General features: G+C 39.1%; 9 protein-coding genes. 6 read left to right on the forward strand and 3 right to left on the reverse strand.

Annotated features, from left to right (window positions below; translation table 11 throughout):
* The first annotated feature begins 110 nt into the window (after positions 1-110).
* The 4 genes from OA91_RS01085 to OA91_RS01100 all read left to right on the forward strand — a co-directional run bounded on the left by OA91_RS01085 (position 111) and on the right by OA91_RS01100 (position 8,943).
* Positions 111-6,512 (forward strand): protein kinase domain-containing protein, encoded by a 6,402-nt coding sequence (locus OA91_RS01085; protein ID WP_063338408.1) that lies wholly within the window; start codon positions 111-113, stop codon positions 6,510-6,512.
* A 1-nt stretch (position 6,513) separates the two neighbouring features.
* The gene (locus OA91_RS01090) at positions 6,514-7,497 is read left to right on the forward strand and encodes a GGDEF domain-containing response regulator (RefSeq protein ID WP_046016093.1); all 984 of its coding nucleotides are present in this window, start codon (positions 6,514-6,516) and stop codon (positions 7,495-7,497) included.
* Between the two features lie 28 nt (positions 7,498-7,525).
* Positions 7,526-7,930: a response regulator gene (locus OA91_RS01095; protein WP_063338407.1), complete on the forward strand. Its 405-nt coding sequence runs from the start codon at positions 7,526-7,528 to the stop codon at positions 7,928-7,930.
* Positions 7,931-8,037: 107 nt separating this feature from the next.
* Positions 8,038-8,943, forward strand: a complete 906-nt coding sequence (locus tag OA91_RS01100; protein ID WP_063338406.1) for a response regulator — start codon at positions 8,038-8,040, stop codon at positions 8,941-8,943.
* A 7-nt stretch (positions 8,944-8,950) separates the two neighbouring features.
* Here OA91_RS01100 and OA91_RS01105 read toward each other — a convergent pair whose 3' ends face one another.
* Genes OA91_RS01105 through apbC form a run of 3 tightly spaced genes read right to left on the reverse strand, consistent with a single transcriptional unit; the run spans position 8,951 to position 11,788 of the window.
* Positions 8,951-10,063, reverse strand: a complete 1,113-nt coding sequence (locus OA91_RS01105) for a CobW family GTP-binding protein (RefSeq protein WP_063338405.1) — start codon at positions 10,061-10,063, stop codon at positions 8,951-8,953.
* 27 nt (positions 10,064-10,090) lie between these two features.
* Positions 10,091-10,672 (reverse strand): dCTP deaminase, encoded by a 582-nt coding sequence (gene dcd, locus OA91_RS01110; RefSeq protein ID WP_063338404.1) that lies wholly within the window; start codon positions 10,670-10,672, stop codon positions 10,091-10,093.
* 48 nt (positions 10,673-10,720) lie between these two features.
* Entirely contained in the window at positions 10,721-11,788 is a 1,068-nt protein-coding gene (gene apbC / locus OA91_RS01115) for an iron-sulfur cluster carrier protein ApbC (RefSeq protein ID WP_046018870.1), read from the reverse strand.
* A 261-nt stretch (positions 11,789-12,049) separates the two neighbouring features.
* Here apbC and metG point away from each other — a divergent pair, with 261 nt between their 5' ends.
* Entirely contained in the window at positions 12,050-14,107 is a 2,058-nt protein-coding gene (gene metG / locus OA91_RS01120; protein WP_063338403.1) for a methionine--tRNA ligase, read from the forward strand.
* A gap of 289 nt (positions 14,108-14,396) precedes the next feature.
* A complete protein-coding gene (rsxA, locus tag OA91_RS01125; protein WP_046018872.1) occupies positions 14,397-14,978 on the forward strand; it encodes an electron transport complex subunit RsxA in 582 nt (193 codons plus the stop codon).
* Positions 14,979-14,981 lie beyond the last annotated feature (3 nt).

The raw sequence follows: 14,981 nt of genomic DNA on the forward strand, positions 1-14,981 counted from the left end.
ATAGATGAACTTATCTTCAATTTCAATAATTTAATTTTGAATAGAAGTGTGCTAGAAATCTAACTCGACGAAAATAAATGTCGCTTTATCAGTAAATTAGAGGATTATCCTTGATTAAATTAGCCGAATATAAAACTGAAACTCAACTTCACGAAGGGACTAATAGCCTTATATATCGTGCAATCAGAATAAGCGACGCTAAATCTGTCATACTAAAAGTCATCAGGGATAAATCTCCTGCCCCAGAATTAATGGCAGGCTATCGAAAAGAATTTGAAATAATTCAATCTCTCAAAGAAAGTCAGCATATCAGACAGGCTTTTAATCTAGAAAGGTCTAACCATACACTCTATATGGTGCTAGAAGATTGTAAAGGCACGCCTGTATCCTCCCTGATAAAAGATAAAAAGCTTTCTATTATTGATAGTTTGAAAATTGCTTTTGATCTTGCAAGCGCTCTTCAGGATATTCACAGTAAGCACCTCATTCACTGTGATATTAATCCCAATAACATACTTTGGAACCTGTCGGATAAAACAGCAAAGCTCATTGATTTTGGTATTAGCACCAATACCTCTAAATCAGGTCATGCACAAATTGCAGATAGTATTCATGCAGGTTCTCTCGCCTATACCGCGCCAGAACAAACAGGCAGAATGAATAGGCCCTTAGATTATCGTGCAGACTTCTACTCCCTTGGCGTTACGCTTTTTGAAATGCTTACTAACCAGTTACCTTTTATTAGCAAGGATCCAATTCAGCTTATTCATAGTCATTTAAGCCAACTTCCTCCTTCACCAACGAGCCTTAATATTAATGTCCCCAAGGTGATCAGCAATATTGTATTAAAGCTCATGGCGAAAACAGGTGACGAAAGATATCAGAGTACCTTTGGCTTAAAAGCAGACTTAAAGTCATGCATTGATCAACTCGAGAATCAGCAAGAGCTAGCTGATTTTGATATTGCAAAGCAAGATATCAGAAGTAACTTCCAAGTAACTCAAACGGTTAGTGGACGCACGAAAGAAGCTGAAAAACTAAATAATGCCTTTAATAAAGCAAGCATTGGTGCTTCAAGCCTGTTATTAGTGACAGGCTATGCAGGGACAGGAAAGTCATCCTTAGTCAACGAAGTACATAAAAATGTAGTTGCTAAACACGGCCATTTTATATCAGGTAAATTTGATCAATATAGTCGTGATATTCCCTACTTTGCATTTAGTCAGGCAGGTAATCAATGGGTTAATCAGATACTAAGCCAAGACGAAAAAGTTGTCAGTCAGTGGCGTGAAGCCTTAACGCTTGCTTTAGGCAATAGCTTAAAATTAATCAGTAACCTTATACCAAGCTTAGCCCTCATTTTTGATGAAGTTCCTGAACCAGACGTCATCCGAGGCAGTGAGTCTCAAAGTCGATTTAACTCTGCATTAAAAATATTCTTTCAAACCATATGCCATAAGCACTCTCCCATTGCATTATTTCTTGATGATCTACAATGGGCAGACTCAGCCTCACTTAATCTAATAGAAACTATTTTAAGCGACGAAGATTCGAATCACCTGCTTATTATAGGAGCCTATAGAGAAAACGAAATTAGCAAGGCCCACCCATTAAACTTAACGTTAAATGAGATAGGTAAAACTGACAAAGACATCGTCCGTATTCCTCTGCAGCCTCTTGATTTAAATTCAGTCAATCAATTAATTGCTTCAACCTTATCTTTGCCAGCGCAAGACACTTACACATTAGCAGAGCTATGTTATGAAAAAACACTAGGAAATCCTTTTTTCTTAACCCAGTTCCTCTACTCGATTTACGATCAAAAACTCATTAGCTTCAATCCCTCACAGGGGCGTTGGCATTGGGATATAGATAAAATTAGAAGTTGGGCAGTTACCGATAATGTTGCTGACTTTATGATTAGCAAGATAGAAAAAATCGATTATGCCTGTCAGAAATCACTCAAGCTGGCGGCATTTATCGGCACCACATTTGACTTCAGAACACTCTGCATGTTGATTAAACAGCCTCTTGCAGTCTGCGCACAACACCTATCAGTCTGTATTGACCATGGCTTTATTCAAGCAATAGATAGCAGTTACAGAACTTTTGGACAAAGTGAACTACTAGAAATCAGTAACCCTAAGTTCCGCTTTTGTCATGACAACATCCAGCAAGCGGCCTACAACATTGGTATTGAAGTAAATGCCGAACGAATTCATCTAGAACTTGGTCAAAACTTATTAGAAAAACAAGGCCCAAATTCAGACGACCAACTCTTTAATATTCTTCATCATTTCAATCTAGCCCAATCTCTCTTTAGTGGTGATAAAGAGGAGCTTCACTCCCTAATAAAGTTGAATTTGAGAGCAGCAATTAAGGCTAAAGATTCCAATGCCTATGTACCTGCACTTAATTACCTTGAGCATGGTATTCAATTCTTATCTGCTGATTGTTGGCATAATAATTACCAGATCGCACTTAATTTTTATAAAGAAAAAGCAGAAGCAGCACACCTAGCAGGGCGTTTCGATGCCGCTCACAAAGCCTGTGACTTTATCTTAAAACACAAAATAGAAGACATAGACAGAGCCAGAATCCTAGCGCTTAAAACCGAGCTTTATGCAGGTCTAGGCCAATTCGATCAGGCTCTTAGCGCAGGCTCTGAAGGCATTCGTTTATTGGGTGTTTTCTGGCCCGAAGAAGATGAAGCATTACAACAACAAATGGGCGTAGAGCTCTCTGAAATAGCTTCCTTTATTGAAGCAAAAAGTATAGAAAGTTTGCTTGAACTCCCTCCAATGCAAGACCCCAAAACCCTCGTGCTAATGGATCTTTTTGGTCACATTTGGGGGCCTGCAATTAATGTAAAACTGCATATGAGCACCTTAGCTGTTGTTAAAATGGTGAAGCTATCTATTCAGCAAGGTAACTCAAACATGTCTGCCTTTGGTTATGTCAATTATGGCACCATGTTGGCCGCATTTATGGGGCACTACCAGCAAGGTTATGAGTTTGGCAAACTGGCTGTCGATTTAGTGAAACGTAGTCCGTATTCACCCTTAACCTGTAAAATTTATACCATGTTTGGTGTCACGAATAGTCCTTGGTCATCTCACTTACCGAGCAATATTAATTACCTCAAGAAAGCACTTAAAGCAGGGTTAGAAGCAGGTGAAATCGTTTTTGCTAGTTACAGCGCCTTCCATATTCTTAAACATATGCTACTCAGTGGACAACCTCTTAATATTATTGAGGAAGAAGGCAAACAACTTAGTGGTGTCATACAAAAATTAGCCGATCCAAATACAATGGAAGTGCACGAAATGCTTATGCGCTCCAACAACCTATTACAAGGCAGAAGCAAAACAGATTTAAGTTGGGATGATGAGAACTTTAATGAATCTGAGTTTGTGCAAACTCTTATTGATTCTAATCATATACTCTGTCTTAACTATTATCATTTTAGCAAGATGATGGAAGCCTTTATCTTAGGCCACTACAGCTTAGCATTAGACTTCTCTATAGAAGCAGAGAAAACGCTTGCAGCAACATTTGGCTGGTTCAGCATTTCAGAACACTGCTTTTTACAAACATTGAGCTTAATCCAAGTATGTCAAACTGATGCTTTAGATATTTCTAAACAACAAGAAATGAAGCTTAAAATTGCTGAAAACAGAGATAAAATGCAAAACTGGGCAAATAACTGTGAGGTTAACTTTGGCTTTAAATTAAAGTTAATTGATGCAGAATTGGCGAGTTTAGAAGGCGACACTCTAGCTGCACTTGATTTATATGATGATGCTATTTTAGGCGCTAGTGAAGGTGACTTTATTTACCATACAGGTATCGCAAATGAGCTTGCAGGTCGCTTTTGGTTTAGAAAAGGCAAGCAGACTATTGCACTGAGCTATTTAAAAGAAGCTTACACTCACTTTCTCAACTGGGGTGCAAAAAATAAAGCGATTCAGTTACAACAAGCCTATCCCGAACTCAAATTACAAACATCAAGACCACATACAAATACGCTCAACACTCGTAATTTTGAAAGAAGCTCACTCGATCTATTATCAGTCACTAAATCAGCCCAGATCATTTCCAGCGAGATCCAGATTGACCAACTTCTAACTAAATTAATGTCGACCATTATTTCAGAAGCAGGCGCACAGTCTGGCGAACTTCTCCTTAATACGGATGACAATTGGAGTGTACAGGCTTCAGCGATAAACGATCAGTTCGCTAATAAAGATAGTCATGACGAAGAACGTATTCCTGTCGGCACACTGATAGACTTTAATTCAGAAGAGTTACAAAGCTCTACCTTACCTAAGTCTATTCTGACTTATGTAAAACGCACCCGCACACCTGTGATTTTAGATAACGCCGGTACTTGTCTTGATTATGCAATAGATCCTTACATCCAAGAGCAAAGCCCAGTTTCATTACTCTGCTACCCCATCTTAAAACAAGGTGTTTTGATGGGAATTCTATATCTTGAAAATAATTTAATATCTGGGGCATTTACTAAAGATCGTTTAGAGGTGTTAAATATTCTGGCAGGTCAGGCCGCTATATCTATCGACAATGCTTTGGTTTATCAAAACCTAGAAGACAGAGTAAATAAAAGAACCAAACAACTAAACTTAGCTAAATTACAGGCAGAGGAAGCTAATCAAGCTAAATCCATGTTTCTAGCAACTATGAGCCATGAAATCCGGACCCCAATGAATGCGGTGATAGGCTTAAGTCACTTGGCGCTAAAAACCCAATTAAATCTAGAACAGAAAGATTATCTCAATAAAATTCTTGAATCAGCAGAAGTATTATTAGGTTTAATAAATAGTGTGCTCGATTTTTCAAAAATTGAAGCTCACAAATTATCATTAGAATCTATTCCATTTGATTTAAACGAAGTCATTGAAAATAGTACGTCTATTTGCTCAATCAAGGCTAAAGAAAAAGGACTCGCTCTCAACATTTACAACCACGAACAAGGCATTCCATTATTACAAGGTGACCCACTTAGGCTACAACAAATACTCATTAATTTAGCAAATAATGCTGTGAAGTTTACCCACTCTGGGAAAGTAGACATCCACATTCATTTAGAGCCAAATGAACAAGGTTTAGCACAACTCAAGTTTGAAGTGATTGATTCAGGCGTGGGTATGAATAAAAAACAAATTAGCCAATTATTTAACTCCTTTAGCCAAGGCGATGACTCCATAACACGCCAATATGGTGGGACTGGATTAGGCCTTGCTATCTCTAAAGAACTCATTGAATTAATGAAAGGGGAGATTTGGGTTAATAGTGAACCTGGCAAAGGCTCTACATTTGGTTTTAGAATTCTGTTAACCTTTGCAGATAAAAACATAAGGCTTATTACCTCAAAAGCGATTAAAGAGACTAAATCGCCTCAACTCTATCAAGGTAGAAAAATCTTACTCGTTGAAGATAACGCCCTAAACCGTCAAGTTGCTCAGGGCTTATTAAAAGAAACGCTAGCTAATATTGATTTAGCTGTAAATGGATTAGAAGCGATAGAGAAACTCACAAAGCAAGATTACGATCTCGTTTTCATGGATATTCAAATGCCTCTTATGGATGGTTTTACGGCAACCAAGAAAATAAGAGAGCATGCAAGATGGAAAGACCTCCCTATTATTGCAATGACAGCACATGCAACCGCATCTGATAAGGAAAAGTGTTTAAATGCTGGTATGAATGATTATATATCCAAGCCGATAGACCCTTTAAGCTTGGCTAAAATACTCTCCTCATGGATTAAAGAAAAGAACCAGCCAGACCCAATAAAGTTAGATACTCTTGATAAAAAAGAAGAAGCAAACCAAGAGCTAACAACTAAAATCACAAAGCTTGAAAACATAAGTTTGTTATCGACTAAAGAGGCTCTTGCTCGCTTAAAAGGGCAACATAAACTCTATATTCAGCTAGTAAAAAGCTTCTTAAAGGATAACTCTGGTCTAGAGAATGAATTGAATGACTTGTTTAATCAAAGGAAATTTGAGACCTTATTCATTAAGGTACATTCTTTAAAGTCGAATGCTATCTATATAGGCGCATTAGATTTATACGATCAAAGTGCCATATTAGAAAAAGAATTAGAACAATATAAAAATAAAACGAGTGACCTTGATAATGAAGCTGAGTCTTTATTAACAGGCCTACTTGATAATATTACTGGACCACTAAAACTGCTGATACAAGAAATATCTGATGCAATAAGCGATTCTGATCCGATAATTGGTAAGCTACAGATAGATATAAAACTAAAAGACTATTTAACCAGCATATTACCTCTCCTAAATTCTTCTGATTTTAGTGTTGAGCAAGATATGCAAACGCTACTAACACTGGCTAAAGGTAGTCACTTAGAGGTACAAGTTAAGCAGTTAGTTGACTGGGTAGAAGATGTTGAGTTTGAAAAAGCATCAGCTTTAGCAGAACAACTTCTAAACAACCTGTCTAGAAATGATAGAGATATCTAATATGAGTCAGTCTTTTCATAAAAAGCACCTAATACTTCTGGTTGACGATGAAGAGATCAATCGTATCCTCCTCACTAGCATTATTGATGATAGAGGCGATTGTGAGATTTTATGCGCTAAAAATGGCGCTGAGGCGATAGACCTTAGCAAACGTTTTCAGCCTGATCTCATTATTCTCGACATACTTATGCCAGTTATGACAGGTTTTGAGGTGATGGAAATCCTCAAACAAAACCCCTGTACCAATGAGATTCCTGTTATTTTCATTAGTGCCTTAAGTGAGACAAACCATGAGGCACATGCATTCCAACTAGGTGCATGTGACTATATCCATAAGCCATTTCACTCAGATATTGTTCAAGCTCGTATCGGCTTACAGCTTAAATTAATTGAACAACGGCTTTTATTAGATGAGCTTGTACATATAGACCCTCTAACGGCCATCGCCAATCGCCGTAAGTTTACCCAAGACTTTAAAATACAATGGCTAAAATGCTTAGATGAAGAGCAACCTTTAACCGTCGCCATGATAGATATAGACTGTTTCAAACTACATAACGATAGTTTTGGTCATACTTCTGGAGATAAGGTTTTAAAACAAGTAGCCTCAACCCTTGCTAACACAATAAACTCAATCAGTAGCAATAAAGACCACCTAGTAGCTCGCTACGGTGGCGAAGAGTTTATCTTGCTTATGCCAGGAACCAAAGCCTCTGATGTAGAAACGATTATTGAATCTTGTCGTCTAGAAATTGAAAAGCTAGATGTCAGAATTCAAGCAACACAAGAGCAAGCCCAATGTATTAACAACAACACCCTAACAATTAGCCTAGGTGGCGTTACCTGTAAACCAAGTAAAAAACTATCTCCAAACTGGCTCTTGAATGCCGCTGATGCTTTATTATATGACGCTAAAAAGTCAGGTAAAAATCAAGTACATTACCGCAATGAACTATTGGAAGAAGTAAGTTATTTAGACGCTTAATCTTACAAAAGGACAAGGAGGTCCTGTCATGAATACTGATCAAAAAGTTTTGATTATTGATGACGACAAAAACAGTTTGCAAATTCTTGGTAACTTCTTAAGAGATAAAGTCCAAATTTCTTGTGCACAGACAGGTGCACAAGGTATACGAAAAGCCGAATTATATAATCCAGACCTAATACTATTAGACTTACTCATGCCTTTTATGAGCGGTTTAGATACCCTCGCTCAACTAAAAGAAATTAGCGCCACAAAGCACATTCCAGTGATTGTTTTATACAGTGATCAATATCGAAAAGAAGCCTCTATTGCCATTGAAAATGGCGCTTATGACTGTATTCGAAAACCATTTGACTATTTAGTAATAGAAACACGAGTAAAAAATGCGCTACTGAAAACAAGTGATAATCAAGTAGCAATAACAATTTCATAACAAATATGGCTCATTTATAAACTTAACTACAAGAATAAACATAGTAAGATGAGCAAGCTTATACCAAGCGTCTATATTAGGGTTAAGACATATATGAGGACGTCGCTTTGACAAATATTCGCCCCCACCTACTAGCCGTTGATGATGAAGAAATTAACTTAAGGATATTAGAACACTATTTATCTGAATCTGATTACCAAGTTACATTTGCACAATCTAGCAAACTGGCTTGGGAATACTTAACCAACGATGATTACCAGTTTGATGTACTTCTGCTTGATTGGGTTATGCCGGATGGAGACGGTCTTGAACTATTAAAAAAAGCCAAAGAACTGGATAAATATAAGCATGTTCCGGCCATTATGATTTCAGGCTTAAGCGCTCCTTCAGCCATTTCAAAAGGCTTGAATGCTGGTGCCTTTTATTACCTCACAAAACCATTAGGACAAGATGTTCTTTTCTCGGTTCTTAAAGCCGCGCTTAACGAATTAAACAGCATACGCTCTTTAGTTGAAAACCAAGACAAATTTGCTGATGCTTTTAGCCTAATTAACCAAGGTCAGTTTAACTTTCGCACCCTACATGATGTGAACTGCCTAGTTGAAAGCTTGAGCAGTATGTTCCCCCATAATATCAATACACCAATTGGCTTAAGAGAGCTGATGATTAATGCCATAGAGCATGGCAACCTGGGGATCAGTTATAAAGAGAAAACCCATTTAATGGAAATTGACCAATGGGAAGAAGAAGTCGAAAGACGGCTCACCCTCGATGAGAATTCAGAGAAAAACGCCACTTTAGAAATTGATAAAAACTCAGATATGGTTGAAATTATTATTACCGACCAAGGGGAAGGTTTTGATTGGGAGGAGTTTTTAGAAATTGATAACGAGCGTATTACGGATCCTCATGGTAGAGGGATAGCAATTGCCAAGCTCTTCAGTTTTGACGATCTAAACTATGAAGCGCCAGGCAATAAAGTAAAGGTTAGAATAGACCTGAGGCCTCAATAGCCTTAGCTCAGAGCAAGCTTAACACCCAAGACTGAATTTGGTCTTGGTTCAGCTCTTCACTATCTGCAGACAGAATTAGTTCAAGTTTAGATTCTGTCTGTTTTTTCTCATTAGCATAAAGGGAAAAATCCCTTTGCGTTGCATTTAATAATAAAGCACCCGAAGCAAGATTAAATACACCCTTCATCCTTAAAATGTTTTCCATCCCATTAAGCTTTTCAAGCACAGTCTCTAACAAGGCCTGATCAAAAGCAGCCGTTTGAGGAAAAACCCAAGCCATATTTAAACCATCATCTGACACCTTAAGATAAAAGTCCTCTTGATTATGCGCATCAAGATTTGAAAGAGTCTTTTTCTCAGAATGGCTCTTATGGTCATGGTCATGGTCATGGTCATGATGAGAGTGATTATGCTGGGAGTGCTCAAGACTTATTTCACTCTTATCAAGAATCGTATGTAAAGCAGATTCAGCTTGATCAAGAGATATTTGGCTTAAAGATAGCTGGCCATTAGCTATTTTTTCAACCCTTGTTTTAGCTGGCTCCAGAGCCTCTAAATAGCGCTCAAATGCTTGCCAATCATTAGTCTGATAAGTTTCACTCTTACTTGCCACCAGAATATCCGCCATGGCCACCTGCTCTATAAAGTTAGGATGTAAGGTGTACTTTTCATCATCTAAATTACGCGCATCTAGCAGGCATACGCTAGGCTCAATATCTAAAACATCTTGATAATGGGGCCCATTAAGTTGTTTGAGTATATTACGAGGATGTCCTAAGCCTGTCGGCTCAATGATTATACGATCTGGGTTTTGCGCCTTGATTAGAGCATTTAAAGCAACTTGAAAAGCAGCAGATGTAACACAACAAACACATCCACCAGCCACTTGTTTAATCGCAACTTGTTCAGATAACGCTTTATACTTACCAGAGGTAAGGCTAGTTTCTAATAACGTCTGATCTAAACCAATTTCACCAAACTCATTTACTAATACTGCCCAACGCTCCCCCTTAGGGATTTGCGTTAAAAGATGCTTGATTAGCGTTGTTTTACCTGCACCTAAAAAGCCTGTAATCAAGTTAACTTTAATACCTTGATATGAGGGCAAAGATTCCGTCATAAAAATGTGCCCTCACACTAGGCCAGATTAGTCTTTAGAAATACGGCTACCAACAGCCGATGTTTGATCTTTGTATTTAGCGTTATCACGCTTATTGTAAGGACGATCTGCAGCCCCTGACATGGTTTCAAAGTTAATCGCACCAATTGTCATGCTAGGACGTAAAGCAATTGGCAATTTACCTCCATTTAAAAACTCCAAAACAATGGCTCCGCTCCAACCTGGATCTATCCTATGGGCTGTTACATGCACCATTAACCCCAGTCGTGCTAAAGATGATCTGCCATCTAACCAACCAACTAGATCATCAGGTAAAGTGACAGACTCTTTTGTCACGCCCAACACAAGCTCACCAGGATGAATAAAGAAAGGTTCGCCATCATCTAGCAAAATTTCATCACCCATCACAGATTCGATCGCTTTGTTTAAATCTTCCTTAGGTCCACTTAAATCCAGATATGGGGCTGGATGCCCGTGAAAAATACGAAAAGAATTACCCAAGGTTAAATCAACAGAAACACCACTGATAACAGAGTTATCTGGCCTTGGAGTGATAATAATTTTTTCTTCATCAAGAGCGGCGATAATATCGCGATCGCATAAGCGCATTATGTTTTCCTAAATTGATAACAAAAGTTGCCTTACAGGCAACTTGCATTAGTCGTCACTCATACCAATGGTTGGCATGCTGAATTGATTTTCTTTAATTGTTAAACCGGCCCCTATTTTACGCGCAATGCTACGATAGATTCTAGCAACTTCTGAATCTGAATCTTGAATAACGCTTGGGTAACCTGAATCACATTGTTGGCGTATATCTAAACTGAGTGGCAATTTCCCCATAACCTCAACTTGATATTCCTTCGCAAGGGCTGCACCACCTTCATCACCGAAAATGGCTTCATGATGCCCACAGTTTGAGCAAATATGCACAGACATATTTTCAACCACACCTAACACAGGGATATTTACCTTGTTAAACATCTCAATACCACGTCTTGCATCTAAAAGCGCAATATCTTGTGGTGTCGTGACAATCACAGAGCCAGCAACTGGCACTTTTTGTGAAAGCGTTAATTGAATATCACCTGTACCTGGCGGCATATCGATAAAGAGATAATCAAGGTCATCCCAATCTGTTTGATTAATAATTTGCATTAGAGCGCCAGTCACCATAGGGCCACGCCAAGCCATAGGCGTATCTTGCGTTGTTAGAAACGCCATAGACATCACTTGTACCCCATGAGCCATAGGTGGTACAAAGAATTTTTCATCACGGACATTAGGCCTAGTATCAGGTGCAAAGCCCATCATCATGCCTTGACTCGGACCATAGATATCGGCATCTAGAATACCGACTTTTGCCCCTTCTTTTGCCATAGCTAGCGCAAGGTTGACTGTGGTTGTCGACTTACCAACCCCTCCTTTGCCAGAAGCAACGGCAATGACATTCTTCACACCCTTAAGTCCAGCCAACTCACCTTGGGTTGCATGAGCTTCTATAGCTAAATCGATATCCAAGATTATTTGTCTATCATCACTGAGTGCCTTTGCGATTCTTTGCTCTAGCTCGGCCTGTTCACCCAATGCGGCATAAGCAAGAGAAAGGCGGACATGAAGGCGTTTATCATCACTTAGAAGCTGCCAAACAGCGCCATAGGCTTGTCCGGTATTTTTATCTTCAAGCTCTGCTAATTGAGCTAAGATTTGCGTATCAGTAAGCATTATTTTCATTCTCCAAACTCGCGATCTAAGGTATGAGCACTTAACTGACTCTAGGACAAAAGCGAAAAAGTAATAAAGTCGGCTCTATTGACAGGAAAAATGGGGGCAATTTAAAGAAAAGCAAGCCCAGCGCTTGCACCTAATTTTGCGCCTCTTATAATTGGGCGGTCAAAAAGTTAGCTCTGCCAGCCTCTGCTCCATAAGCACATATAGATTCGCAGCTAACACTAACCATCTTTTACGAATCAAATAGGCTTTTATATGGCTCAATCACAAAGAAAAATACTTGTTACTAGCGCACTGCCTTATGCCAACGGCTCTATCCATTTAGGCCATATGCTAGAACACATACAAACAGATGTTTGGGTGCGTTTTCAAAAACTAAGAGGCAATCAATGTACGGCAGTTTGTGCAGATGATGCCCATGGTACAGCCATCATGATCAAAGCTGACAAAAATGGTGAAACACCGGAGCAGTTGATCGAAGGCGTTCGTCAAGAGCACATGGCTGACTTTAATGATTTCATGATTGGCTATGATAACTATCATTCAACTCATTCAGAAGAGAACCGTGAGCTATCAAGTCATATCTATAAAACTTTGAGAGATAACGACAAGATTGCAGTTCGCTCAATTGTTCAGGCTTTCGACCCAGAAAAAGAAATGTTCTTGGCAGACAGATTCATTAAAGGCACTTGCCCAAAATGTAAAGCCGAAGATCAGTATGGCGATAACTGTGAAGTTTGTTCTGCCACATACACAGCAATGGAAATGATTAACCCAGTATCAGTTTACTCGGGAGCAACACCTGTTGAAAAAGAGTCGGAGCACTATTTCTTCAAACTGCCTGAGTTCCAAGCTTTCTTAGCAGAGTGGACTCGCAGTGGCACACTGCAAGATCAAGTTGCGAATAAACTGGCTGAATGGCTAGACTCAGGCTTACAAGAGTGGGACATCAGTCGTGATGCACCTTACTTTGGTTTTGAAATTCCAGATGCACCAGGCAAATACTTCTATGTATGGCTAGATGCACCTATTGGCTACATGGCGAGTTTTAAAAACCTATGTGATCGCACTGACGGTTTAAACTTTGATGATTACTGGGCTAAAGGATCAGATACGGAGCTTTACCACTTTATTGGTAAAGACATCATCAACTTCCACGCGCTGTTTTGGCCTGCAATGCTTGAATGCGCAGGTTATCGTACACCAACGGCGGTCAATGCTCATGGTTATGTCACCGTTGATGGCAAGAAGATGTCTAAATCTCGTGGTACTTTCATCAAGGCACGTACCTACTTAAATCATCTTGATCCGCAATACTTACGCTACTATTTCTCTGCTAAGTTAAATGCAACACCTGACGATATTGACCTAAACCTTGAAGATTTCATTCAACGAGTTAACTCTGATGTTGTTGGTAAAGTGGTTAACATTGCCAGTCGTACTGCAAGCTTCATCAATAAGAAGTTTGATAATCAACTTGCAACAGAAGTCAGTGAAGCTGAAATGATCCAATCTTTCATTGATGCTGGTGACATGATTGCTGACTGCTTTGAAAATCGTGAATACAGCAAAGGTATCAGAGAAATCATGCGCCTTGCTGATGTTGCAAATACCTATATTGCCGATCAAGCACCATGGGTTTTAGCTAAAAATGAAGAGACGCTACCTAAGGTACAAGAAGTATGTACTGTGTCACTTAACCTTTTCTCCATTCTAGCGACTTATCTAAAACCTATTCTGCCAGACATGGTGACTGATGCCGAAGCCTTCCTAGGTAAAGAGCTAACATGGGATAACCGTGAAGAGCTTCTTTTTGGTAAGAGCGTGAATAAGTTTAAAGCTCTAATGGCGCGTATCGACCAAAAGCAAGTTGATGCCATGATTGAAGAAGGTAAAGCCGAAGCCGCTCTTGAAGCAGCAGCAAATGAAAGCCAAGAGACAGCTGAGAAAGAAGAACAAACTGAACTAAGCAAGGATCCAATCGCAGACGAAATTCAGTTTGACGATTTTGCTAAAGTTGACCTGCGTATTGCTCTTATTGCTAAGGCTGAGCATGTTGAGAAAGCCAACAAACTATTAAAGCTAACCTTAGACCTTGGTGGTGAAACTCGCGTTGTTTTCTCTGGTATCAAATCAGCTTACAAGCCAGAAGACTTAGAAGGCAAACATACGGTTATGGTTGCAAACCTTGCACCACGTAAAATGAAATTTGGGTTATCTGAAGGTATGGTCTTAGCAGCAGGCCCAGGTGGGGATGAGCTTTGGTTATTAGAGCCTCATGCGGGTGCAAAACCAGGCATGCGTGTTATGTAGTTAAGGCTAAAAACCTTAAAAGTGATCTTTGCCAGACTCATAAAATGGCAAAGGCACTAAAATAACCAAGTCTGGTTCAGATTTGTCATAAGCCTCAAACGCGAAACCGCATTTGAGGCTTATTTCTATATTTATGAATCCAATTATACTTATTCGAAATTAGACTATAAAATCGAATTATTATTGTTGTTACTTATATAGAGCTTGGTATCATTGCCCCTATAAAATTAGGCGATCTCTACTTTTGCTACTTTCTTTTACACAACTTTAAAGAGCTAACTAAAAAGCCATGACTGAATATCTCTTGATACTTGTTAGTACCATATTGGTAAATAACTTTGTATTAGTGCAATTTCTTGGACTCTGCCCATTCATGGGTGTATCAAGCAAACTTGAAACCTCTATCGGCATGGCGCTAGCGACTACTTTTGTCCTTACCTTATCCAGCTTATGTAGTTTTTTAACTTACGAATTTATTCTTGAGCCTCTTGGGCTTGAGTACTTAAAAACCATTTCTTTCATCTTAGTGATAGCAGTTGTAGTGCAATTCACCGAAATGGTCGTACGTAAAACCAGCCCTCTTTTGTATCGAGTACTAGGGGTGTTTCTTCCACTAATTACAACAAACTGTGCTGTTCTGGGTGTTGCGCTACAAAATATCAGTAAACAAAACGGTTTTGTTGAATCGATTCTCTACGGTTTTGGTGCTGCAATCGGTTTCTCTTTCGTCTTAATTCTCTTTTCTGCTATGCGTGAACGCATCAACTTTGCTGATGTGCCTAGTGTATTTAAAGGTTCAGCAATTGGCATGATCACAGCAGGCCTAATGGCGCTTGCTTTCATGGGCTTTACTGGCCTAGTGCAGATATAGGAG

Source organism: Marinomonas sp. SBI8L, from assembly GCF_001624705.1.
In the GTDB taxonomy this organism is placed as follows: domain Bacteria; phylum Pseudomonadota; class Gammaproteobacteria; order Pseudomonadales; family Marinomonadaceae; genus Marinomonas.

Bases quoted from the DNA above. Each gene is read 5' to 3' on its own strand.
- OA91_RS01090 (WP_046016093.1), top strand. From the start codon at position 6,514: ATGAGTCAGTCTTTTCATAAAAAGCACCTAATACTTCTGGTTGACGAT.
- OA91_RS01095 (WP_063338407.1), top strand. From the start codon at position 7,526: ATGAATACTGATCAAAAAGTTTTGATTATTGATGACGACAAAAACAGT.
- OA91_RS01105 (WP_063338405.1), bottom strand. From the start codon at position 10,063: ATGACGGAATCTTTGCCCTCATATCAAGGTATTAAAGTTAACTTGATT.
- dcd (WP_063338404.1), bottom strand. From the start codon at position 10,672: ATGCGCTTATGCGATCGCGATATTATCGCCGCTCTTGATGAAGAAAAA.
- apbC (WP_046018870.1), bottom strand. From the start codon at position 11,788: ATGCTTACTGATACGCAAATCTTAGCTCAATTAGCAGAGCTTGAAGAT.
- metG (WP_063338403.1), top strand. From the start codon at position 12,050: ATGGCTCAATCACAAAGAAAAATACTTGTTACTAGCGCACTGCCTTAT.
- rsxA (WP_046018872.1), top strand. From the start codon at position 14,397: ATGACTGAATATCTCTTGATACTTGTTAGTACCATATTGGTAAATAAC.